General features: G+C 42.9%; 23 protein-coding genes. 19 read left to right on the top strand and 4 right to left on the bottom strand.

Annotated elements, in window-relative coordinates:
* Positions 1-2: 2 nt before the first annotated feature.
* The 9 genes from D9603_RS02180 (at position 3) to D9603_RS02220 (ending at position 8,011) form a co-directional block, all read left to right on the top strand.
* The gene (locus D9603_RS02180) at positions 3-737 is read left to right on the top strand and encodes an RNA polymerase sigma factor FliA (RefSeq protein WP_128729878.1); all 735 of its coding nucleotides are present in this window, start codon (positions 3-5) and stop codon (positions 735-737) included.
* Positions 738-779: 42 nt separating this feature from the next.
* Positions 780-1,163 carry a chemotaxis response regulator CheY gene (gene cheY / locus D9603_RS02185; RefSeq protein ID WP_125252000.1) on the top strand — a complete coding sequence of 128 codons (384 nt, stop codon included), beginning with the start codon at positions 780-782 and terminating at the stop codon, positions 1,161-1,163.
* 19 nt (positions 1,164-1,182) lie between these two features.
* Positions 1,183-1,956 (top strand): protein phosphatase CheZ, encoded by a 774-nt coding sequence (locus D9603_RS02190; protein WP_128729879.1) that lies wholly within the window; start codon positions 1,183-1,185, stop codon positions 1,954-1,956.
* 13 nt (positions 1,957-1,969) lie between these two features.
* Entirely contained in the window at positions 1,970-4,177 is a 2,208-nt protein-coding gene (locus tag D9603_RS02195; protein WP_128729880.1) for a chemotaxis protein CheA, read from the top strand.
* A 72-nt stretch (positions 4,178-4,249) separates the two neighbouring features.
* Positions 4,250-5,395, top strand: a complete 1,146-nt coding sequence (locus D9603_RS02200) for a chemotaxis response regulator protein-glutamate methylesterase (RefSeq protein ID WP_125252078.1) — start codon at positions 4,250-4,252, stop codon at positions 5,393-5,395.
* Between the two features lie 121 nt (positions 5,396-5,516).
* A complete protein-coding gene (locus tag D9603_RS02205; protein WP_125251997.1) occupies positions 5,517-6,287 on the top strand; it encodes a ParA family protein in 771 nt (256 codons plus the stop codon).
* A gap of 8 nt (positions 6,288-6,295) precedes the next feature.
* Positions 6,296-7,057, top strand: a complete 762-nt coding sequence (locus D9603_RS02210; protein ID WP_125251996.1) for a chemotaxis protein CheW — start codon at positions 6,296-6,298, stop codon at positions 7,055-7,057.
* A 24-nt stretch (positions 7,058-7,081) separates the two neighbouring features.
* A complete protein-coding gene (locus D9603_RS02215) occupies positions 7,082-7,579 on the top strand; it encodes a chemotaxis protein CheW (RefSeq protein WP_010369098.1) in 498 nt (165 codons plus the stop codon).
* Entirely contained in the window at positions 7,580-8,011 is a 432-nt protein-coding gene (locus D9603_RS02220; protein ID WP_128729881.1) for a DUF2802 domain-containing protein, read from the top strand.
* A 24-nt stretch (positions 8,012-8,035) separates the two neighbouring features.
* Here D9603_RS02220 and D9603_RS02225 read toward each other — a convergent pair whose 3' ends face one another.
* Both D9603_RS02225 and D9603_RS02230 read right to left on the bottom strand, forming a co-directional pair.
* Entirely contained in the window at positions 8,036-8,332 is a 297-nt protein-coding gene (locus tag D9603_RS02225) for an EscU/YscU/HrcU family type III secretion system export apparatus switch protein (protein ID WP_128729882.1), read from the bottom strand.
* 6 nt (positions 8,333-8,338) lie between these two features.
* Positions 8,339-10,765 (bottom strand): flagellar hook-length control protein FliK, encoded by a 2,427-nt coding sequence (locus tag D9603_RS02230; protein WP_128729883.1) that lies wholly within the window; start codon positions 10,763-10,765, stop codon positions 8,339-8,341.
* Between the two features lie 103 nt (positions 10,766-10,868).
* Between D9603_RS02230 and ccmA the strand changes: the two genes are divergently transcribed.
* The 10 genes from ccmA to D9603_RS02280 are packed head-to-tail and all read left to right on the top strand — an operon-like array spanning position 10,869 to position 18,610.
* On the top strand, positions 10,869-11,492 hold the full coding sequence (gene ccmA / locus D9603_RS02235) for a cytochrome c biogenesis heme-transporting ATPase CcmA (RefSeq protein ID WP_125251992.1): 624 nt from the start codon (positions 10,869-10,871) through the stop codon (positions 11,490-11,492).
* On the top strand, positions 11,492-12,178 hold the full coding sequence (ccmB, locus tag D9603_RS02240; protein ID WP_128729884.1) for a heme exporter protein CcmB: 687 nt from the start codon (positions 11,492-11,494) through the stop codon (positions 12,176-12,178). Before ccmA ends, ccmB begins: the two co-directional genes overlap by 1 nt.
* Before the next feature lies 1 nt (position 12,179).
* On the top strand, positions 12,180-12,917 hold the full coding sequence (locus D9603_RS02245) for a heme ABC transporter permease (protein ID WP_125251990.1): 738 nt from the start codon (positions 12,180-12,182) through the stop codon (positions 12,915-12,917).
* Positions 12,918-12,919: 2 nt separating this feature from the next.
* The gene (gene ccmD, locus D9603_RS02250; RefSeq protein ID WP_128729885.1) at positions 12,920-13,123 is read left to right on the top strand and encodes a heme exporter protein CcmD; all 204 of its coding nucleotides are present in this window, start codon (positions 12,920-12,922) and stop codon (positions 13,121-13,123) included.
* Positions 13,120-13,599: a cytochrome c maturation protein CcmE gene (gene ccmE, locus D9603_RS02255; protein WP_128729886.1), complete on the top strand. Its 480-nt coding sequence runs from the start codon at positions 13,120-13,122 to the stop codon at positions 13,597-13,599. Before ccmD ends, ccmE begins: the two co-directional genes overlap by 4 nt.
* Positions 13,600-13,604: 5 nt before the next feature.
* Positions 13,605-15,563, top strand: coding sequence for a heme lyase CcmF/NrfE family subunit (locus D9603_RS02260; RefSeq protein WP_128729887.1), 1,959 nt, complete (start codon positions 13,605-13,607; stop codon positions 15,561-15,563).
* Between the two features lies 1 nt (position 15,564).
* A complete protein-coding gene (locus D9603_RS02265) occupies positions 15,565-16,137 on the top strand; it encodes a DsbE family thiol:disulfide interchange protein (RefSeq protein WP_128729888.1) in 573 nt (190 codons plus the stop codon).
* Positions 16,134-16,598, top strand: a complete 465-nt coding sequence (locus tag D9603_RS02270) for a cytochrome c-type biogenesis protein (protein WP_125251985.1) — start codon at positions 16,134-16,136, stop codon at positions 16,596-16,598. The genes D9603_RS02265 and D9603_RS02270 overlap by 4 nt, the downstream gene beginning before the upstream one ends.
* Entirely contained in the window at positions 16,595-17,878 is a 1,284-nt protein-coding gene (gene ccmI / locus D9603_RS02275; RefSeq protein ID WP_128729889.1) for a c-type cytochrome biogenesis protein CcmI, read from the top strand. The genes D9603_RS02270 and ccmI overlap by 4 nt, the downstream gene beginning before the upstream one ends.
* Positions 17,879-18,610 (top strand): VacJ family lipoprotein, encoded by a 732-nt coding sequence (locus D9603_RS02280; RefSeq protein ID WP_125251983.1) that lies wholly within the window; start codon positions 17,879-17,881, stop codon positions 18,608-18,610.
* Positions 18,611-18,840: 230 nt separating this feature from the next.
* Here D9603_RS02280 and D9603_RS02285 read toward each other — a convergent pair whose 3' ends face one another.
* Both D9603_RS02285 and D9603_RS02290 read right to left on the bottom strand, forming a co-directional pair.
* Positions 18,841-20,859, bottom strand: coding sequence for a TonB-dependent copper receptor (locus D9603_RS02285; RefSeq protein WP_128729890.1), 2,019 nt, complete (start codon positions 20,857-20,859; stop codon positions 18,841-18,843).
* 91 nt (positions 20,860-20,950) lie between these two features.
* Positions 20,951-22,171 carry an HDOD domain-containing protein gene (locus tag D9603_RS02290; protein WP_128729891.1) on the bottom strand — a complete coding sequence of 407 codons (1,221 nt, stop codon included), beginning with the start codon at positions 22,169-22,171 and terminating at the stop codon, positions 20,951-20,953.
* Between the last annotated feature and the right edge of the window lie 193 nt (positions 22,172-22,364).

Below are 22,364 nucleotides of genomic sequence, written 5' to 3' on the forward strand. Positions count from 1 at the left end.
TTATGGCTTCTCCGGTCAACAGAGCTGCGGGATATCAAACTTCTGACCATATTCATAAGGTGGTTGAAAGGCATGCTCCACTTGTCAAAAAAGTGGCGTGTCACCTAATCGCTCGACTTCCGGCAAGCGTGCAACTTGATGATTTGATCCAATCAGGAATGATAGGGTTAATTGAGGCAACAAAAAACTTTGACGCCAGTAAAGGTGCCAGTTTTGAAACTTTCGCGGGCATACGTATTCGAGGTGCGATGCTTGATGAAATTCGTCGTGGAGATTGGGCTCCCCGATCTGTCCACAAAAATAGCCGAATGGTTGCAGAGACTATATCTGAGCTCGAATCTCTCCTTGGTCGAGAACCAAAAGACACTGAAATCGCTGAAAAACTTGATATATCTCTAGATGAGTACCATCATATTTTACATGATGTAAATGCAAGCAAAGTAATAGGCATTGAGGATCTTGGGGTAGACGAAGATGTGATTACCCCTGCAAATAGCGATTTTGCGCTAGACAAACCGTTTAATAACGTTAAAAATGAACGTTTTAACGAGTCTTTAGTAAATGCGATAAAATCATTACCAGAAAGAGATGCCATGGTTTTGTCGCTTTATTATAACGATGAAATGAATTTAAAAGAGATTGGCGCCATTTTAGATGTCAGTGAATCTCGAGTAAGTCAAATTCACGGTCAGGCAATGATAAAGCTAAAAGCTAAAATCAATGACTGGATAAATTAGAGTACATAAAATAGTTGGGTTCGAACCTCACTGGAGGAAGTTTTGGATAAGAACATGAAGATTCTCGTGGTTGATGATTTCTCTACTATGAGAAGAATAATCAAAAACCTATTAAGAGATTTAGGCTTTACAAATGTTCAAGAAGCTGATGATGGTAGTACAGCACTTCCGATGCTACAAAATCAGGAGTTTGACTTTGTAGTAACTGATTGGAATATGCCAGGAATGCAAGGGATCGATTTATTGCGAGCAATACGAGCTGATGCAAAGTTGAAACATATTCCTGTGCTTATGGTAACCGCGGAAGCAAAAAAAGAGCAGATCGTTGCTGCAGCACAGGCTGGGGTTAATGGTTATATCGTGAAACCATTTACGGCAGGTACACTTAAAACCAAGCTTGAAAAAGTATTTGAGCGCTTAGGCTAACAGCAAGGGGAAATGGCCTATGTCTGTAAACGCTGCGCCTCAAATTACACTCGAGCAAGCTAAACAACTTGTAGAGCTATTAGAGCAAGGTGAACAAGAAAAAGCGGATCAGCTGATTTTAGAGGCTGCTAACAAAGAGCAATCCGAGTTATTTGCAGAGGTTGGCAAGCTTACTCGTCAGTTACATGAGTCATTGAAAAACTTTGAACTGGATACTCGCCTTGCAGACCTCACAACGGAGGCCATTCCTGACGCTAAACAGCGCCTCAACTACGTCATGGAAATGACGGAGAGCGCTGCAAACAAAACGATGGACGCTGTCGAAGAGAGCTTACCGTTGGCACAAAACCTTGCCGACGAACTAGCACAAATAAAGCCAACTTGGGATCGTTTAATGAGTAGAGATATTCAGCTCGGAGAATTCAAATCTCTGTGCCACGACCTAGATAGCTTTATGCAGACTTCGAAAACACGTACGGACGAGTTACAAGGTTTGATGACAAACGTGCTCATGGCACAAGATTATCAAGACTTAACTGGTCAGGTCATCCGCCGTGTCATTGAATTAGTTCGAGAAGTAGAAGATAGTCTCATTCATCTCCTTACTGTGTTTGGTTCAGCAGACGAAACACAGGCCGGTACTAAATCGAATGAAAATGAAATAAAAACAACAGAGACTATCAGTGATGAATTGTCTGGGCCTGAAGGTCCAATTATTGACGCTGAATCACGAGACGACGTGGTTTCTGGTCAAGACGAAGTCGATGACTTGCTATCTAGTTTAGGCTTCTAGTTGGAGAGTGTGTATGAGCTTTGAAGTCGATGAAGATATCTTGCAGGACTTTCTTGTTGAAGCAGGCGAAATATTAGAGCTTTTATCTGAGCAGCTTGTTGAGCTAGAAAACAACCCTGAAGATAAAGAACTTCTTAATGCGATTTTCCGTGGCTTCCATACTGTTAAAGGTGGAGCTGGATTCTTGGGCATGACGGAGCTGGTAGACGCTTGTCATGGTGCGGAAAACGTATTCGATGTGTTACGACAGGGACAACGAAAAGTAACTTCCGAATTGATGGATGTTATCTTACAGTCTTTGGATACAATCAATGAGATGTTTGCTTGTATCCAAAATCGTGAAGAGCCTGAAGCTGCTGATCCTGCGTTGCTTGAAACACTTCACAAACTCAGTCAACCAGCATCTGAGGGCGAGGTAGTTGAAGAAGTCGCTTCAGCACCTGTTGCAGAAACTGAACCAGTACCTGAAGTTAGTGCAGATGATGTTTTATTTGACGCCGATACTGACGGCGACGCCAGTTCTAGTATTGATGAGATAACTGAAGAAGAATTCGAAAATTTACTTGATGAGTTACATGGTTCAGGAAATGGTCCCGCTCCGACCAGTACAGAAAGCCCGGAAAGTGCACCACCAAGCAGTGATGATGGCGACATTACTGATGACGAATTTGACAATCTATTAGATGAGTTACACGGTGTCGGCAAATTTGGCGGGGCACCAAACAGTGAAGACCCTGTTCCTAAAGAAGCTCAAGCACCAGCGCAAGTCAGTGAGCAAGCAAATGCCAACGGTGGAGACGATGAGGAAATCACAGATGATGAGTTTGAAGCCTTATTAGACGAGTTACATGGAAAAGGCAGTGCGCCAAAAGCAACTGAAGAAGCGGTAACGCAAGCTCCAACGCCATCACCCAAACAGCCTGAAGCGAAAGCAGCTTCAAAACCGACGGCTAAGCCAGCGGCTAAACCAGCTCCTAAAGCCGAAGCAAAACCTGCGCCTCAAAAAGAAGCAGAGCCTGCAAAGGCCGCAGCTCCTGCAGCTAAAAAGCCAGCTGCACAAGCAGAAACAACAGTACGTGTCGACACAAAACGTCTTGATGAAATCATGAATATGGTCGGTGAGTTGGTATTGGTACGCAACCGTTTGGTCAGTCTGGCGAATAACACAAATAGTGAGAGTATGGGTAAAGCCATATCAAATCTTGATGTGGTGACAGCTGACTTGCAAGGCGCTGTGATGAAAACTCGAATGCAACCCATCAAGAAAGTGTTCGGTCGCTTTCCTCGGGTTGTAAGAGACCTTGCTCGAAGCTTAAAAAAGGAAATCAATCTTGTTTTACAAGGTGAAGAAACTGATTTAGATAAAAACTTAGTTGAAGCGCTTGCGGATCCGTTGGTTCACTTGGTACGAAATTCTGTTGACCACGGAATTGAGATGCCAGATGTTCGAGAAGCGTCTGGTAAGCCAAGAATGGGAACCGTGACACTTTCAGCTTCTCAAGAAGGGGATCATATTCTACTGACCATTCGTGACGATGGTGCAGGTATGGATCCTGAAAAGTTGAAGAAAATTGCTATTAATAAAGGCGTGATCGATTCAGACCAAGCAAGCAGATTGTCGGATACCGAAGCGTACAATCTAATATTTGCCCCTGGCTTTTCAACAAAAGAACAGATATCTGATATTTCAGGCCGCGGCGTCGGTATGGATGTCGTAAAGACTAAAATTACCCAACTTAATGGCTCTGTTAATATACAGTCTGAACTCGGAGTTGGCACTGTATTAGAGATCAAGGTTCCATTGACACTGGCCATTTTACCTACCTTAATGGTTGTGGTTGGAGAGCAGACCTTCGCACTACCGCTCGCGGGAGTGAGCGAAATTTTCCACCTTGATTTGACTAAGACCAATGTAGTTGATGGACAGCTCACTATCATTGTTCGTGAAAAAGCCATACCACTGTTTTATCTCGAACATTGGCTGGTGAAGGGCGCAGACCGAAGCATGAGAAAAGCTGAGGGTCATGTTGTAATAGCTCAGATAGGGACTAAACAAGTGGGTTTTGTTGTTGACTCCCTTATCGGTCAGGAAGAGGTGGTGATAAAGCCCCTTGATGCCTTATTGCAAGGTACACCAGGTATGGCTGGGGCAACTATCACTTCTGATGGTGGCATTGCTTTAATCCTAGATGTACCTAACTTATTAAAACACTACGCTTAAGTTTTTAAGCGTAGTCAAATGCTAGAGCGGTTTGACTGCTCTGCTGTAGAGCAAAATAAAAGAGCGTTGCCAATGGCAGTTAAAGTATTAGTTGTTGATGACTCGAGCTTCTTTCGTCGCCGAGTCAGTGAAATCTTAGAAAAAGACAGTGAAATCAAAGTTATAGACTTTGCAGTTAATGGTAAAGAGGCGGTTGAAAAGGCCGCTTCGTTGCGTCCAGACGTGATTACAATGGACGTAGAAATGCCAGTACTCGATGGTATAAGCGCTGTAAAGCAAATAATGCAAGCGACGCCAACCCCGATACTGATGTTTTCGTCGTTAACGCGGGAAGGCGCCAGTGCAACGTTAGACGCGCTTGATGCGGGTGCTGTAGACTTTTTGCCTAAAAAATTTGAAGACATTGCTAGAAACAGCGAAGAGGCGATAAAGTCATTACAGAACAAAGTGAAAGAGATTGGCCGACGTCGAGTGAGCCGATTTACACGGCCAAGTATTTCGACTTCGAATCGAACAATAGAGCCAAAGCCAGTCCGAAACGAGACATTAAGACCAGCAGTGCCTCAGCCAGATAGAAGCTTTCAAAGATCGGCAACCACTTCTTCACCGGCTGCCTCTGCCGCAAGAGCATCTGGAAAAAAATATAGTTTAGTAGCGATTGGCACTTCAACGGGGGGGCCTGTTGCGCTGCAAACAATTCTAACGCAAATACCTGCAAACTTCCCTCATCCGATTCTGCTTATCCAACACATGCCAGCCGCATTTACCCCTGCATTTGCAGCCAGGCTACATAGCCTGTGTAAGATTAAAGTGAAAGAAGCAGAGCATGGAGATAGACTCATGCCTGGAGTTGCCTATCTTGCTCCTGGTGGAAAGCAAATGATGGTTGAAAGTCGAGGTGGCAGTAAAACGTTAAAGGTTTTTGAAGATGATAGTCCGAGAATAACCTACAAACCTAGCGTTGATATCACCTTCGCAAGTGTCGCTAAAGCATATGGTGGTGACGCATTAGCTGTTGTGTTAACTGGTATGGGAGCTGATGGTAGAGATGGCGCTAGGATGTTAAAGCAGGTTGGAGCGACTATCTGGGCACAAGATGAAGCTACCTGTGTAGTGTATGGCATGCCACAAGCGGTTGCTAGTGCGGGCCTAGCATCAGATAGTATTGCGTTACAAGACTTTGCGTCGAGAATTAACAAGGAAGCGGGTAATCAATAAGCCCACTGGCAAAGTTACGTTGCCGAAGCTTGCAATTATCGAACTTTTAAAACAAAAAATAACATTGAGTTTGTATAATAAAGGCCGCATTATGCGGCCGTTATGAGCGAAGGAATATTGAGTGAAAATTTGGACGGTAGCAAATCAAAAAGGTGGCGTGGGCAAAACCACAACAACGGTAAGCCTGGGCGGTATTTTAGCTGAACAAGGCCATCGTGTTTTATTGATTGATACCGACCCTCATGCTTCACTGACTTATTACTTTGGTATAGATTCTGAAGAGTTAGAAGTTAGCGTTTACGATATTTTTATACGTGGAAATAGCATGACGGGGGAAGAGATATTGCAAGCACTTTGCCCGTCAACCATTGAAAACCTTGATATCCTTCCTGCGACTATGGCTATTGCGACGTTAGACAGGAGTATGGGCAACAAGACTGGCATGGGTCTGATCTTGAAAAAGTCTATTGAGAAAATTGCGGATCAGTATGATTATGCGATTCTGGATTGTCCACCGGTACTTGGTGTATTGATGGTTAATGCGCTTGCTGCAAGTGAGAGAATATTGGTCCCAGTACAGACAGAATTTCTTGCCTTGAAGGGGCTCGATAGAATGATGCGAACTATGGAGCTGATGCAATCTTCACAACAAAAACAATATCAGTATACGATAATACCCACGATGTATGATAAGCGTACAAAGGCATCTTTAGAGGCATATAAAACATTGTTGGCGACTTACAAAGATGCAGTTTGGCCGGGCGTGGTTCCGGTTGATACAAAATTTAGAGATGCCAGCCTTGCACAACAAGTTCCAGTGCAGTTTTGTCCAAAGTCTCGGGGCGTATTTGCCTATCGTGCTTTGTTGGATTATTTAAAGCAGCTAAGCTAGAGAAGAGAATGAGTAAGCACTTATTTGCAAATGAAAAGGTAATGAAACAGTACCTTAGTGCGTTACTACAGGAAGAGCCTGAAGTACAAGATTGCGCTTTATCACCTGTTGCGAAGCTATTGGAACAAGTAAAAGACCCTGATGTGGAGCAAGAAATAGTTCCCGCAGCCGCCGACATTAAGCCAACAACGATTGAATCGATGACTGAAGTACAAGAGCAAGAGGTGAGTAAATTTGCTCAAGATCTTGAAGTCACTGAAAATACATCTATTATCAAAGAACAGGCAACGATAGAAGCGACGTCAGCGCGTGACGCTTACCAAGAAGGTGAGTTTCAAGCATTATTTTTTGAAGTTGCAGGTCTAACGCTCGCGGTTCCGCTGAAGTCTCTTGGCGGTATACACCAGTTAGGTGAGGTCAATCAATTGTTTGGCAAACCTAAATGGTTTAGAGGGGTGATGTTAAACCGCGAAGAAAAACTAAATGTTGTAGATACTGCGATGTGGGTGATGCCTGAAAAATTGACACCTGAGCTTCAAGATAGCCTGAATTATCAATATCTAATCATGCTTGGAGATAGTAGTTGGGGGCTATTGGCAGAAAAGCTCGTCAATAACTTGACACTCAAGCCTGAAGACATAAAGTGGCGTACCAGCGACAGCAAGAGACCTTGGCTAGCTGGGGTGATAAAAGAAAAAATGTGTGCGCTAATAGATGTAGAGAATTTAAACCGTTTGCTAGAACAAGGCCTCGATAGTCGAGAGCAGTAACTAGTATATTGATGGAGTGAAACCATGAGCCAAGATAGACTACTTTCTGCAGACAAAAATGCTGATAGTAATGATGAAGTATTGCAGTGGGTTACTTATAAGCTTGAAGAGGAAACTTACGGTATTAACGTAATGCAAGTACAGGAAGTGCTGCGCTATACAGAAATTGCACCTGTTCCAGGCGCACCAAGCTATGTGCTTGGTATTATCAATTTGCGTGGTAATGTCGTTACTGTAATAGACACGCGAGCAAGGTTTGGCCTTCAGAGCGCGGAAGTTACAGACAATTCACGGATCGTAATTATCGAAGCTGAAAAGCAAGTAATCGGTATTTTAGTCGACAGTGTTGCTGAAGTTGTGTACTTGCGTAGCTCGGAGATTGATAGCGCTCCAAATATAGGTACGGAGGAGAGTGCTAAGTTCATCCAAGGTGTCTCGAACCGAGAAGGCGAGTTACTGATTTTGGTTGATCTTAATAAATTATTAAGTGATGACGAATGGGATGAGCTGAGTCATATTTAGATGTTGGAAGTAGTAAACGCTCAAATCGTTTTACTCGTCATATCAATAACCTCAAGCGTACTCGCGATAGTGTGCTTGAGGTTTGTTTTTGTGTTGGGTAAAAAATTACAAAAAGAAAGATCGAATATTATGCAAGCTTCAAGTGCATTGCAGGGAGCTGAGCAGCAAATTGCGATATTGCGCAGTGAAGTTGCAGAGCTTCGCGCTAGCATAATGAGTGTTGGTAAACGAGTAGTCACAACAGAGCAGGAGCTCCATGAACTTGCAAATCAGCAAGCAGCACAAAAATATGACGATCCAGACGCAAAAATTTACTCTCGAGCGGTAAAAATGGTTGAGCTGGGGGCTGATATTGAAGAAGTCATGCGAGAGTGTGAGTTGCCTCGTGCTGAGGCCGAGCTATTAATGTCTTTACATAACAAATCAAAATAATGTTGGTTGCAAGCTAGAGGGGGACTAGGCCTTTATATCTAGCTTGCCACGAAACCCCTCCCAACCGGGAGGAAACTTTCCACGCATAATGTAAGAGAACGCAATAAGTTCAGCAATAACATAATATAACTCTCTAGGAATTTCCTGATGTAGCTCTAAGGCGCTTAATGTCTGTACTAAAGATTCATCCTCATGGATCATGATGTTCTTTTCTTTTGCGAGCGCAATAATTTCTTCCGCTAATTCACCATAGCCTTTGAAGGTCACTTGAGGTGCGCTTCCGGCTTCGTAAAGTAATCCAATTGCTGATTTGTGCGTCATTAGTATTTACACCTTAATGTTAATAATGGCATGTTCAGAGAAGAACTTGTCTTGAAAACTGGCTTCTTCCCTTAAGTCTATCTCAGCAACTTGCAGTCCGTGAGCGGCGAGTTTGTGCCTAAGAGTTGCCAAATGGGGTTCAGCGAGTTGTTTCACTTGGTTGGAAGTTGCAACTAGTGCACATTCCAGAGCTTTATCCATTAGCTCTGCTTGGGCATGGATCTGGCCTTTATCAGCAAAATCAAAACACAAGCGAATAAACCACACTGACTTCTCAGGCATTCCAGCTTTGGGCGACTTTTTATACTCTCCGATTTGTAACTGTGTTTGCTGTTGCTCTTGTCCAACCTTTGTAGGGAATAGCAAATTAACGATGAGCTGCGTTTCACTATCTTGTTTCCCTAAACTCGTGGTTTGTAATTGAGATTGTTGTGGTTGTAGTTGGTTGTGTAGTTGTCCCAAGTCATTTAAAAGCTCTTTTGCGATTGGCTGTTGTAACGCATCTGCAACTTGTTTAGGAGAGAGCATTTTTAACTGTGGCAACAACGTCTCTAGCAGTGCCTGCATCTTTTGATTTGCGCTTTCTTTGCTAGTGTCTTGACCTGCGACTTGGCCACCTAAAAGAGAAAGTAGCAAGCGTTCTAACATTTGTGTAAAGCTAGATTGGTTCAAGCTTGATGTCGTATTACTAAACGGCGTTAAGCTCAGTTGGCTTTCTAGTTGATTTTTAACTGCGAGTGCCGAAATAGAACGCTCATCCAATAGCCGAGAGAACGCTTGGTTTACTAGTTTTTGTAGCTCAGGCATTTGACTTAACGAATCAGCTTTTAACGCTTTTGCTATCGTGTTAGAGGCTTGCTGTAGCGGGCTTTGAATATTGTCTTTTCTTCCCAGCTTTGCGGTTGGCATGTTTAGTAAGACTTCAATGATCCCTTTAACTTCTTTGGTGACAGAGTGAGTAAGCTGTTCACTCGAAGCATATGGTACAAACTGTGCAGTTTTATCAACAAGCAAAGGTGCGGTGTGTGCTTTAAGATACAGTGGTCTCTCTAGAATTTGAGTAACCTGCCGAAGCTGCTTAGTGTCTAGCTGCTCCTTACCAGTGAATGTGTCTAGTAATAAAGAGAGGGCTTTTTGCTTCATTTCAAAATCGACGGGAAGCACTTGGTACTTTGGTGCTGTGCTAGGGTTTTGTTGTAAGTAGTGGATGATGGAGGCGGTTAATTTCTCGCGATTAATAGGGGGCTGGCTCTGTTGTAATGGTACTGATGATTGTCTCATCATATCGAGCTGGCTCTGCTTTATTTGGCCAGTGAGCTGCTGTAGTGGAGTACTTATCTTACTTTCGTTGTGCTGGTTTACGTTTTGGGCTTGTATGATGGAGCTTGGTAATAGGCGCTTAATACTCTCATGTTGATTATTAGATGTCAGCAAGGCTTGAGAAGCATTAGATTGATGGGGTTGTTGTTTGCCAAAAGGTCTGCCGATCAGCACTTGCAATGCCCGCGCGACGCTTGACTTTATTTGTTGCAGGCTGACCTCAAGTAATGGTGTTTCGTATTGGAGTGTATGTATTGAAGTTGGGTTGGTGCTATTTATTGGCGTAATGGGTTTTGCAATCGCACTTACTTGATGCAGCAATGCGCTAAGCGGTTTGATCGTTTCCACTTTTATTTGTCGTGCTGGCATTGTCACCTCTACCCCGTTGATGGCTGCTTTGAGCTCACCTTTTTGCCATGTTGAAGAAGGTGGCCAATTACTGGGGATCCTCGGTAAGCTAATTGGGCGATCGTTAATATTAAGCATTACCCCGTTGACTAGAGGCTTTACATTGATGGGGCTAAACTGGCTAGAGATAAGTTTAATAATCATTGATTTAGGTAATGTGGTGCTAAACAGAGGATCACTAAATTGATTTACTATTTGCAAAAGAGTATTGCTTTGTTGAGTACTTAGATTAGCAAACAGTTTGCTCTCACTTGCGAGCAATTGTGCGACGGGGTGTGGTACCGGTACCTTCAAATCAAGGGAATTAATGCGCAATGTGGAATCAGGCTGCACAGTTGCCGAAGACTGAATAATTGTACTGTTGGTTTGGCCTTTAAGTGTCGCCAAAATATCAAACAGCTGACTCGTCAATGTGACTTGAGCTTGTAATTTTGGGGTATGGAAAGTAACTACTTTCCCTGTTTCGTCGATACTAACTTGCGCTTCTTGGAGCTGATTAGGTTGAGTTGGTGGTTTCAACGCAATTTGGATAGTTTGCCAGCGACCGTCAATTGCTACATCCATCTTTAGTTTATCATTGCTAATGTGAATGTTTTTTGCTGCAAAAGGCTGGTTGTTAGTCAAGTCTAATTTAGATACTTCGCTATTATCTGTGCTTATCACAGATGCTGTCGTAGTATTTGTTGTAATTGGCAGCTTATTCATTATTTTAAATCAAATTTTCGCTAATCGATCGCATCGGATTATTCGTATTACCATACCATTATGTTAGACTAACGCCCAATTTTAGGTAAAGAGAAGCCCAGATTTGCTAGAGATAGACACCGTCACTTGTACCAAACAAGATAGATGCTTGTTTGACTCATTAAGTTTCACTCTCCATTCGGGGCAGATCATGCAAGTTGAAGGCCCAAATGGTGCCGGTAAAACGTCACTGTTACGAATAATTGCGGGCTTTGCCAGAGCGGATGAAGGTCAGATCCGATATAACCATACCGATATTCGAGAAGATTATGATTCATTTGCAGCTGAACTGTTGTTTATTGGTCATAAAACGGGTGTTAATCAGCAACTGAATGCCTACGAAAATGTCCAATATTGGTTGCAAGTACATGGTGCAAAAGCCAGTGAAGAAGAGGTTTATGAGCTGTTGGCAAAGCTGGGTCTAATAGGGCTTGAAGATGTACCGGTGCGTACCCTTTCAGCGGGTCAACAGCGTCGTGTTGCTTTGGTTCGTTTATGGCTGAACAAAGCTAAATTGTGGATACTCGACGAACCATTTACCGCATTAGATAAAAAAGGTGTTGCCTTGTTGCAAACCCAGTTTCAGTCCCACCTCGATGCAGGCGGAGCAATTTTACTGACTACACACCAAGATCTCACCGCACATTTCGCGCAGTTACAAACTTTGACATTGGAGTACCGTTTGTAATGCAGACTCATCATTCATATTGGTTAGCGTTCAAATCCGTTTATACAAAAGATGTGACACTCGCATTTAGGCAACGTGCTGAAATCGTTAACCCATTACTATTTTTTCTGATTGTCATCACGTTATTCCCTTTAGCGATTGGGCCAGAGCCTGCATTACTTACCAGAATTGCGCCGGGCATAATTTGGGTAGCAGCCCTGTTATCGACTATGTTAGGGCTAGATAAACTATTTCGGGATGACTATAACGATGGCTCGCTAGAACAATTGATAGCATCGCCTTATCCGTTGTCATTATCTGTACTTGCCAAAGTGGCTGCACACTGGACCGTAAGTGGTCTACCTATGGTACTACTAGCGCCATTATTTGCATTGTTAATGAATTTAGAAACGCAGTCCCTGAACGCGACAGTGTTAACCTTATTAATTGGGACACCCTTGTTAAGTTTTATTGGAGCTATAGGGGCAGGACTCACCGTTGCATTGCAAAAAGGTGGAATTTTGATGAGCTTACTAGTCCTGCCGCTGTATATCCCTGTATTAATTTTTGCAACATCCGCCATTGATACCAGTAGCATGTCTCTTGCTTATGGCGGTCAGCTTGCAATCCTTGGTGCGATGCTTGCCGTTGCCATTGTCGCCGCACCAATTGCCATATCGTCAGCTTTAAGAGTGAGTGTAAGTTAAAATGTGGAAGTGGTTACATCCTTATGCCAAAGCGGAGCGTGCTTACCAATTGTGTAACACCTTGCTTCCTTACTTTGCCGTGATTGCGGTAGTGGGTTTACTTGTTGGATGGGTTTGGGGGCTTGCCTATGCGCCCGCAGATTATCAACAAAAAGACAGCTACCGGATAATCTTTATTCATGTGCCCTCAGCGATTTGGTCAATGGGTGCGTATTCATCTATGGCCATAGCAGCCATTATTGCTTTGGTGTGGCAAATTCGTAACGCCGAGCTGGCAGTTATCTCAATCGCGCCAGTTGGTGCAGCTATGACTGCAATAGCATTAATTACCGGAGCTGCTTGGGGTAAACCAATGTGGGGCGCTTGGTGGGTGTGGGACGCCAGATTAACCTCTGAGCTTATTCTGTTATTTTTATATTTTGGTGTATTGTCACTTTATCATGCGTTCGAAGACAAAAAATCAGGGGGGAGAGCTGCCTGTATTTTAGCAATAGTTGGTGTAGTTAACTTACCAATTATTCATTTTTCAGTTGAATGGTGGAACACGCTACATCAAGGCTCTACCATCACAAAGTTTGATACATCAGCAATCGATCCATCTATGTTATGGCCATTACTAATTAATATTGTCGCCTTTGCAGGTGTGCTGGGAGTAGTAACGCTTATTCGCTTAAAGAATGAAATTTTGCGTTGTGAGCAGCATCGTCCTTGGGTACGTGAATTAGTGAATAGGGGATAATTATGCAGTTTGAATCCTTCAGTGAATTTCTAGCAATGGGCGGCTATGGTTTCTATGTATGGCTGTCCTTTGGTTCATGTGCGCTTATATTAGTGGGCATCTTAGTCAGCTCTCTTGCCGATGGTAAAAAGCTCAAGCAAGCCGTGAAAGCTCAAATGGCACGAGAAGCACGGATTAAAAAAGCAAAAGAGGAGTCACAAGCATGAATCCTAGACGCAAAAAAAGACTATTTGCCGTCGTTGCAGCTGTCTTTGGTATTGGTGCATCGGTTGGCTTAACCCTCTATGCACTGCAAGAAAATATCAATTTATTTTACACCCCTAGTGAGTTAGTTGAAGGCAAAGGTGAGCTTAAAGAAAAACCTCAAATTGGACAAAAACTCCGCATTGGTGGAATGGTGGTTCCGGGCTCTGTTGAGCGAGATGAATCATCGCTAGATGTGTCGTTTAAACTGATTGATACCGGACCTATGGTGACTATACGTTACCGCGGTATTCTGCCTGATCTGTTTCGTGAGGGACAAGGGATAGTAGCACAGGGAACCTTGGTTGAAACCAATGTGGTTGAAGCATTTGAAGTGTTGGCAAAACACGATGAAGAGTATATGCCTTCAGAAGTTGCTGAAGCCGTTAAAGGCATAAAGCACGAAAAGCCAAAATATAATTTAAATAGCGAGAACTAACTAAGATGATCCCTGAAATAGGTTACTTCGCCTTAGTTCTGGCGATGTCGTTGAGTTTACTACTGTGTATTTTCCCGTTATGGGGCGCATACACAGGCAATCTAAGGCTAATGAAAGCCGCGCCTTCACTAGCCATTGGTCAATGTATTTTGGTGGTGTTTTCCTTTTTGGTACTGATTTATATAACCTTAATGGATGACTTTACCGTGGCTTATGTTGCCCATCATTCAAGTAGTAGTTTGCCTTGGTACTATAAAATTACCTCTACTTGGGGTGGGCACGAGGGCGCTATTCTACTTTGGTTAGTGATGCAGTCAGTTTGGACCATGTTGGTCGCAGTTATGTCTAAATCACTGCCTTGGGTGCTTCGAGCCAGAGTATTGGGCGTATTAGGCTTTTTAGGTGTAGGCTTTATGCTTTATACCCTATGGATGTCTAGCCCTTTTGAACGTTTATTACCTTATTTCCCTGTAGAAGGCCGCGACTTAAATCCATTGTTACAAGACCCAGGTATGATTATTCATCCACCTTTGTTGTATATGGGCTATGTTGGCTTATCAGTATCCTTTTCTTTTGCAATCGCCGCATTGTTAACAGGTAAGCTGGACAATACGTGGGCTAAATGGTCTCGTCCGTGGACGATGGCTGCATGGGGCTTTTTAACTTTAGGTATCACCATTGGTAGCTGGTGGGCATACTCAGAGTTAGGCTGGGGAGGCTGGTGGTTCTGGGATCCAGTAGAGAACGCATCGTTAATGCCATGGCTTGTCGCAACAGCGTTACTGCATTCATTGTCGGTAACAGAAAAACGGGGTGTGTTTAAGTCTTGGACGGTACTTCTTGCCATTACTGCATTTAGTTTATGCTTACTCGGTACGTTTATTGTTCGCTCAGGTATTATCGTATCGGTGCATGCGTTTGCAACTGATCCTGATAGAGGTTTATTTATTCTATCTTTCTTGGCCGTGGTGGTTGGGGGGAGTCTAGCCTTATATGCAACCCGAGTTTCGCAAGTTTACAGTGAAGGCAGATACCAGTTTATTTCAAGAGAAGTAACGCTTTGGGTCAATAACATCTTTTTGGTCGTAGCGACTCTTATTGTGCTACTTGGAACACTTTTGCCTATGATCCATAAAGAATTAGGTTTAGGTTCCATTTCGATTGGAGTCCCTTTCTTTAATCAGATGTTTGCAATATTGACCGTGCCATTTGCTATTTTGCTTGGCATAGCGCCAATGTTACGTTGGAAGCAAAATAAAATGCCACCGCTAGTTAAAAAGTGGGTAGTACTATTGTTCGCTACTTTAGTCATCACCACTGCATGGTTATTCTCAAGCTTTGAAGTAGTTGCTCCCCTTACTTTTGTTGCTACTGCATTGGCTGTGTGGATCTTTATTGCGACTGCGACTGACTTATTTAGCAAAGTGTCGGTTCATTCGAGTCTAACTGTCGGACTTAAAAAGCTTGGGCTGAGCTATTGGGCAATGGTACTTGGTCATGTTGGTATCGCATTTGTTATCGCATCCGTTACGTTAACCTCGGCATACTCGGTAGAACGCTCTGTTAGTATGAAACCAGGCGAAACGGCAATGTTAAATGAGTACGAATACCGCTTTGACGGCGTAAAAGAAATTAGAGGGCCAAATTACGGTGGTCACGCAGGGGTCGTGACAGTATTCAAAGATGGCGAGAAAGTTACTAAGCTGTACGCAGAAAAACGCCGTTATGATATTGGTATGCAGTTTATGACTGAAGCTGCGATAGATGATGGCTTTTTCCGTGACTTGTACCTCGCACTCGGAGAACCATTGTCGGCAGGTGCATGGTCACTCAGGATTTATCACAAACCCTATGTCAGGTGGATGTGGCTTGGTGGTTTACTTATTTCATTTGCTGGGTTTATTGTACTTGCAGATAAACGATACCGTGGCCGCGTAAAAAAGCCGCAACAGCAGGAGGCTTAATATGAACCGTAAATTATTAGGTTTAGTGCCTTTTTTAATCTTTATCTTCTTGTGTGTATTTTTATATCAAGGCTTATTTGGAAATCCGAGAGAGCTTCAGACAGGTCGACTTGGGCAAACGATGCCTGAGTTTGCTTTACCAGACTTAATGGATAGTAACAAAGTCTGGACAGCTGACTCACTCAAAGGTGAGGTATACCTTATGAATGTTTGGGGCACATGGTGCCCAACATGTATCGCAGAGCTTGGCTATCTGACAGAGCTAAGAGAGCGAGGTGTGAGGATCATCGGCCTGTATTATGAACAGGCGTATGACCCGGACTTTGGCGATCAATTCGACATTAATGCGTTAAGGGCAGATGTAACTAGCATGCTGAGTCGTGCAGGTGACCCTTATCAATTCAATATCCTTGACTTGGAGCGCTCTTTGGCACTTGATTTGGGCGTTTCGGGAGCCCCAGAAACTTTTCTAGTAGACAAAAACGGTAAGATCTTACTGCATCACACAGGCGATATTAATGAACGTGTGTGGCGCAGCAAGTTTGCTCCAATCTATCAGGAGTTAACACAATGAAATACCTTATCCTAATTGTGTTTATGTTCGTAGGTTTTGCAAGCGAGGCCGCAGAAGATAAGTACAACTTTGCGACTCCAGAGCGAGCGCAAACGTTTCGAGAACTAACCCATGAACTGCGTTGTCCTAAGTGTCAAAATCAAAATATTGCAGATTCGGATGCTGTTGTGGCTAAAGACTTGCGCGATAAAGTGATCACTTTAGTGAACGAAGGTAAGTCTAAGCAAGACGTGATTGACTTTATGATAGACAGATATGGCTATTTTGTGCATTACCAACCACCTGTCACGCCTGCAACCATTGTGCTTTGGGTACTACCTGTCGTGATTATTGTGCTTGGCTTTGGCTTTATTGTATTTCGCCAAAAGCGTGCAGCGAAAAAGCAGGATTGGAATGCTACTGATGAACAAAAACTCGCTGAGCTTATTAACCAATATCAACGTCAGGAGCGTGAGCTGTGAGTGAATTTTCAACCGATTTAACACAAATGTGGTTTTTATTTCTGCTTCTTAGTGTTTTTGCTGGTTTGTTCGTCGTTTTTCCTTTTATCAAAAAAGAGAGAAAGGTAGTGGTTGATGATGACGCCAATGCCGAGCGTATTGGTATTTTCCATCAGAGGCTAGAAGAGCTCGAAGATGAGCTTGCTAATCAACGAATAGAAAAAGATAGTTATCATGAATCAGTGATCGAGTTAAAACGCAGATTACTCAATGAGCTGTCTCCTGAGCAATCATTAACAAGTCGTGGTGATAATCGAGTTTTAGCGGTCACGGGGATCGCGTTTATGGTGCTTGTAACAGCGATTTTTTACTACTACACAGGTAGCCATAGACAAATCGCTAACTGGAATGAAGCTATTGAAAATCTTCCAGAGTATGGCGAGCGAGCTGTAATGCAAACTGGTGAGCCGTTAAATGCTAATGAGCTACAAGCTTTTGCTCTAGGGCTTAGAACAAAACTTGCCACTGCCGGTGATGATGCAGTGGCGTGGATGTTACTGGGGCGTGTGGCAATGTCGTTGGGTGACTTTGAAATGGCAACGCAAGCTTTTGATAAAGCGTTAGTAATGCAGCCTGATAATAATAATGTCTTAGTTAATTACAGCCAGGCATTGTTGATTGAAGGGTCAGAGCAGAGCATGAACCGCGCAGCCAAGATGCTTTCAAAAGTCCTGAATTCGGAGCCTACGAACATTGATGCCATTAGCCTTTTGGCACTTATCGCCTATGAACGTCAGGACTGGGCAGAGTCTAAAGCAGCGTTTGAAGTGCTGATGGCACAGCTAACGCAAGACGATCCTCGTTATCAGATGATAGCCGGTCGTATTGCGGAGCTTGAACAAAGGCTTGGGCAGCAAGAGCCAGAAGCTGTAAATAGTGCGGCGAGCATTAACGCTACAGTTACTATTGCCGAGGCGTTACAAGGCGACATTCCGTCAGGAAGCACGTTATTTGTTTTTGCAAAAGCGCAAAATGGTCCAGCGATGCCATTAGCTGTGGCGAAAATTACAAACTTTAACTTGCCAATCACGGTTGCTCTGGATGATAGTATGGCAATGATGCCTGAATTAACCTTATCTAACTTTTCTCACGTTACAGTTACCGCACGCATTTCTAATGACGGTTCGGTGATGCCATCAGATGGTGAGCTGGAAGGGGTTTCAAATGTGATAGAACTAAAACAAGGTGGCAGTCAGGTTAATGTCGAGATTAGTCGTGTCTTAACAAATACAGGGAAATAAATGCTTAAAGTTGTGCTCACAGGTTTACTAGCACTCACCGTCATTGGTTGTGCACAGGTACCAGAAGAGAAAAAAGATCCACGAGATCCATTACAATCTATTAATCGACCTCTATATGATTTTAATATGGATGTTTTAGATGCTTATATTTTGCGCCCAGTGGCTAAGGGGTATGTGTCAGTTACCCCTGCGCCTGTGCGAAGTAGTATTGTCAACTTTACGACAAATATTGCCGCGCCGACTGACGCGGTGAATGCTGCGCTGCAAGGTAAGCCAGATCACATGGCCATAAATGTAGCTAGATTTTTGGTCAATTCAACCGTTGGTATTTTTGGTCTATTTGATGTAGCAAAAACACTCGGACTGGAGTTGAAAGATGAAGACTTTGGCCAAACCCTTGGCGTGTGGGGAGTAGGTGATGGTGCCTATATTATGGTGCCAGGCATGGGACCTACCACAGCAAGAAATTTAACAGGTGATGTAGTCGATAATCTAGTGTTGCCTGAAATTGCGCTCAGTACGCCGCAAACTATACTGGTATTTGCGCTACGGGCAGTGGAGGCCAGAGCGGCATTGATGTCGCAAGAAAAGTTATTAAATGAATCATTAGACCCATATACATTCTTAAAAGATGTTTACTATCAGCGTCAATTGTATGAGCTATATGATGGTAACCCTCCGCTAGAGGAAGAGCCTGATGATTTTGATGAAAACTTTTTAGAAAACTTATAGCTATATTGTTTTCTTAACACTTGCTCAAAAGAGGCCGCTTAATTAAGCAAACTGGAGCAATGGACTAAGCTAGTAAATATAAAGGTCGGCTAATGCCGACCTTTATATTTTCAGATTTACTCCTTCAAATTGAGCAAGTATTAAGTCAAATTGGTATTATTACCTTTTAATACGTATAACTATATATCTTGTAGCAGAGCATAGACGAATGAGCACCTATATTAGGTCAATTAAAATCGCCAGTTCAAGTTTGCCCACCATGTTCTACCAGGCTCGTTGATCCTCGCTATTTGCTCATAGCCACTTACCGCAGCACCAGAGCGGCTCAAATGTTCTGCGTATGTTTTATCAAGTAAGTTGTCAATACCGGCACTGAGCTGAATAGCACTGTTATATTGATAGCTAGTATTTAATGCGAAAGTACCAAAACCGGCTGTGGTTGATGTATCTTGCCCGGCAATATTGCCTTGCCCAATAGCGATTCTGTGTTGGCGCTTAACAAGTCGTACAAGACCACCTATTTGCCATTTGTCTGACAGCTCCTGCGCTGCGGCAAATCGCAGTTGCAAAGGCGGCTGCTGTGCCAGTGCTGTATTATCGGTCAAATTGTTACCTTTAACATAATCAAGGCTGCTGGTTAATTGTAGTGCCTTACTGACTTGCCATCTTATTTCCGCTTCAAAGCCGAATGTTTCAGCATCAATATTACGCGTCACTTTTGAAGTCATATTCATTTTTTTGAACATATTGTCAATCAACAAATAGTCATCAATTTGATTATAAAATGCAGAGGCACTGAGATTAATGTCTTTAAATTGATGAACAACGCCAACATCTAATTGCGTTGTCTTTTCTGTTTCGACATTAAAAGCCGAAATGGCTGTTTCACTGCCTCTATTGCTGCCAACCACTTCCCAGTAGTCTGGAAAACGCTCGGTTCTTCCTAAACCAATAAAGTAGCTACTGTTTTCAGATTGCGCTTGATAGCGAGTAAAGCCACTATATAAGGTGTCTTCTCTTGTTTGATTCGCTGTTGGGTTAGGTTTCATTGTCATCATCGCACTTATCATGGTGCGGTGATCCTCACTTTTCCAATCATCAATGCGAAGTCCCGTTACCCATTGGCTTGTATTGCTTAATTCATACTCGAACTCAGCAAACATACCTAACTGCCTAAACTCAGCGTCAAGTTGACGAGGCATTGTCTCTACTGGACTATTATACTGATCACGACTGATCCTGTTGCGGTGTTCGTTTTCTTGATAGTCTAACCCATAAATAAATGTATGTTTGCTGTTGATATCCGAAGTGAGTGTCAGCTTTGCACCATATGTTTTTCGATCAGGGTTAGAAGAAGTTGGCTTTTTCATCATCATGTTGGGGACGAATTGACGCAAGCTATGATTGTCCATGATGTGATCAACATAGTTGTAATAGGCATTAAATTTCAGCTCATCAACCATTTCAGACAAAGCAGATAATTTAATATTCAGACCTATATTTTCTCGGTCAAATAAGCTGCCATCCATCATACGATCTGCATAGGCAACTTCACCATCACTCACGCCATAAGTTAAGGAATAAAATGAGTCATCATCAGGTGTGTAGGCAAACTCTGTATCTATATTCCACCGTTCATAGGCTGAGTGAACATCGACTCCACTGCCGTCCTCGTAGTCATCGGCGTCGCTATAATTCGCTGCGACACGTGCATAACCATTTTGATTGCCAACTTTAATATCTGAATTTACGCTATGGCGACCTTGGCTAGATACCACAGCATTTGCAAAACCTACTATTTCTGATTTATCCAAACGATCAGTTTCACGTTCGAAAACAACCGTTGCTGCACTATTACCTGGACCATAAAGAACGGTTTGAGGCCCTTTTATTACTTTTAAAGTGTCATATGATTGAGGGGTAATATAAGCGGTAGGAGGATCCATTCGATTGCCACAGCCACCAAGCGTTTGTCCATTATTGGCGATAATTGCAATTCTTGAACCAGCCATGCCTCTAAATACCGGATCTGAGCTTGCGCCACCTTTTTTAACCAAAGAGAAACCAGAAATAGAAGACAGTAAATCGGCACCATCTTGTGCTGGGAGAGGCTGGCGTACCGCTTTGGTATCAGTGGAGAGGGTGAGCGGTGTTTGCATTGGAGCAATAATAACAATTCTTTCTATTTCATCTGCACTGGCTGTCGATGAAAGAGAAAGAATACTGAGAGAAAGTAGCGTGCGTTTCATAAGTTCACATTAGTCCATTGTTTTTGTGAGCTTATTTTATCGCTTTCATGATGGTAGTGGGATGCGACAGATTGTCGCAGTCCGCTGCATATTACTCAATGGCTTTTATTTGGGTGTCACTCCATAACTGCGACGATTGATATAGCTGGGCAATGCGCTCAGGTGAGACTCCCAAAGGTTTTGAGACAGTTTCAACATTATCCCAATCTCCTTTTTCCATTGATTCTGCAAGATCTAAGTAAATACCAAACTGACTTGGCTTTTTCAGCAGTGTGGCCTTTATCTCTTGAGATAATGGCAGTTTAGTCAAGAGTGTTGCCATTTCATCATCCAATATTGCATCCATAAGTGACATCATGCCAATAAGAAATGCACTGCCTGTATCAGAAACTTTGCCAGCTTTGGTGGCAACGGCTTCCATAAAGTGAGCTCGTAGTAATGAAAGAGACAGTAGTTCTTTTGGTTTTTCAGTGTTAAGTTGCGATGCAAAAAGCAATGAAATAAGACGCTTTAACTCGATGCTACCCAGTACAACTAATGCTTGTTTTATTGTTGAAATCTCAGCTCTACGTTTAAACACAGCGCTGTTGGCGTAGCGCAATAACTTATAACTAAGATTCACATCACGCTCAAACACTTGCGTAATTCGTGCAAGATCAGGCTCGACACTTGACGTTTCATACAAAAGCTCCGCCATTGCAAGTTCTGAAGGCGCTAATGCTTTGGTTTTTACCATTTCTGGTTTAGCAAAAAAGAAGCCTTGAAAGAATTTAAAGCCAAGAGATTTAGCCAATTCAAATTGTTCGTATGTTTCTACTTTTTCGGCAACTAAGTCAATGTTAGGGAAATCTTTAATTGCTGCTTTGATGATATTGATTTGGTCTGTGCTGGTAGAGAGAAAGTCGACTTTTATTTGATCAACATAAGGAAAAAAATGCCGCCATACATTTTGGTGTTGGTAATCGTCTAATGCGAGTGTATAACCTTTTTCTTTTAGTTCTTTAACGTGTGCGAGCAGTCTTTTTCCTGGCTGTACTGTTTCCAGTATTTCCACAACGACCTGCTCTGGGGATAGCATTTGGGCGTAACCTTTGGATAAAGTTTCCAGCGTAAAGTTAATATAGGCAGGGTGTTGATTGGTCAAATCATCAAGACCAAAAGTGAACTGGCTGCCTTCAATCAGGCGGCTTGTGGCCTCATCGCCATCTATCTCGGGAAATACATTATTCAGACTGTCTCTGAATAATAGTTCGTAGCCAATCAACTCCCTTTGGACATTAAAAATGGGCTGACGAGCCGTGTAAAAATACATAAATACTACCGTCCAAACAAAATGATATTGGCTTTAATATAAGGTAAAAGTGCTACGAGGTCACGCAGGGAAACATAGTTTGTAATGATTGAGTAAAGTATGCACTAGCCAAATGTGTAAACCTCACGCTGAAAGCGCGTCATCACCTTCAAAGTGTGCTGGCTAGATCATAGAGTAACCTTCAGTGACTAAA

Origin of the sequence: Pseudoalteromonas sp. PS5 (genome assembly GCF_004103255.1) — a bacterium.
Classification (GTDB): Bacteria; Pseudomonadota; Gammaproteobacteria; order Enterobacterales; family Alteromonadaceae; genus Pseudoalteromonas; species Pseudoalteromonas peptidolytica.

What these genes read in the sequence shown, in the direction of transcription:
- D9603_RS02180 (WP_128729878.1), top strand. Translation starts at nt 3, where the DNA reads ATGGCTTCTCCGGTCAACAGAGCTGCGGGATATCAAACTTCTGACCAT.
- D9603_RS02190 (WP_128729879.1), top strand. Translation starts at nt 1,183, where the DNA reads ATGTCTGTAAACGCTGCGCCTCAAATTACACTCGAGCAAGCTAAACAA.
- D9603_RS02195 (WP_128729880.1), top strand. Translation starts at nt 1,970, where the DNA reads ATGAGCTTTGAAGTCGATGAAGATATCTTGCAGGACTTTCTTGTTGAA.
- D9603_RS02200 (WP_125252078.1), top strand. Translation starts at nt 4,250, where the DNA reads ATGGCAGTTAAAGTATTAGTTGTTGATGACTCGAGCTTCTTTCGTCGC.
- D9603_RS02210 (WP_125251996.1), top strand. Translation starts at nt 6,296, where the DNA reads ATGAGTAAGCACTTATTTGCAAATGAAAAGGTAATGAAACAGTACCTT.
- D9603_RS02215 (WP_010369098.1), top strand. Translation starts at nt 7,082, where the DNA reads ATGAGCCAAGATAGACTACTTTCTGCAGACAAAAATGCTGATAGTAAT.
- D9603_RS02220 (WP_128729881.1), top strand. Translation starts at nt 7,580, where the DNA reads ATGTTGGAAGTAGTAAACGCTCAAATCGTTTTACTCGTCATATCAATA.
- D9603_RS02225 (WP_128729882.1), bottom strand. Translation starts at nt 8,332, where the DNA reads ATGACGCACAAATCAGCAATTGGATTACTTTACGAAGCCGGAAGCGCA.
- D9603_RS02230 (WP_128729883.1), bottom strand. Translation starts at nt 10,765, where the DNA reads ATGAATAAGCTGCCAATTACAACAAATACTACGACAGCATCTGTGATA.
- ccmB (WP_128729884.1), top strand. Translation starts at nt 11,492, where the DNA reads ATGCAGACTCATCATTCATATTGGTTAGCGTTCAAATCCGTTTATACA.
- D9603_RS02245 (WP_125251990.1), top strand. Translation starts at nt 12,180, where the DNA reads ATGTGGAAGTGGTTACATCCTTATGCCAAAGCGGAGCGTGCTTACCAA.
- ccmD (WP_128729885.1), top strand. Translation starts at nt 12,920, where the DNA reads ATGCAGTTTGAATCCTTCAGTGAATTTCTAGCAATGGGCGGCTATGGT.
- ccmE (WP_128729886.1), top strand. Translation starts at nt 13,120, where the DNA reads ATGAATCCTAGACGCAAAAAAAGACTATTTGCCGTCGTTGCAGCTGTC.
- D9603_RS02260 (WP_128729887.1), top strand. Translation starts at nt 13,605, where the DNA reads ATGATCCCTGAAATAGGTTACTTCGCCTTAGTTCTGGCGATGTCGTTG.
- D9603_RS02265 (WP_128729888.1), top strand. Translation starts at nt 15,565, where the DNA reads ATGAACCGTAAATTATTAGGTTTAGTGCCTTTTTTAATCTTTATCTTC.
- D9603_RS02270 (WP_125251985.1), top strand. Translation starts at nt 16,134, where the DNA reads ATGAAATACCTTATCCTAATTGTGTTTATGTTCGTAGGTTTTGCAAGC.
- D9603_RS02280 (WP_125251983.1), top strand. Translation starts at nt 17,879, where the DNA reads ATGCTTAAAGTTGTGCTCACAGGTTTACTAGCACTCACCGTCATTGGT.
- D9603_RS02285 (WP_128729890.1), bottom strand. Translation starts at nt 20,859, where the DNA reads ATGAAACGCACGCTACTTTCTCTCAGTATTCTTTCTCTTTCATCGACA.
- D9603_RS02290 (WP_128729891.1), bottom strand. Translation starts at nt 22,171, where the DNA reads ATGTATTTTTACACGGCTCGTCAGCCCATTTTTAATGTCCAAAGGGAG.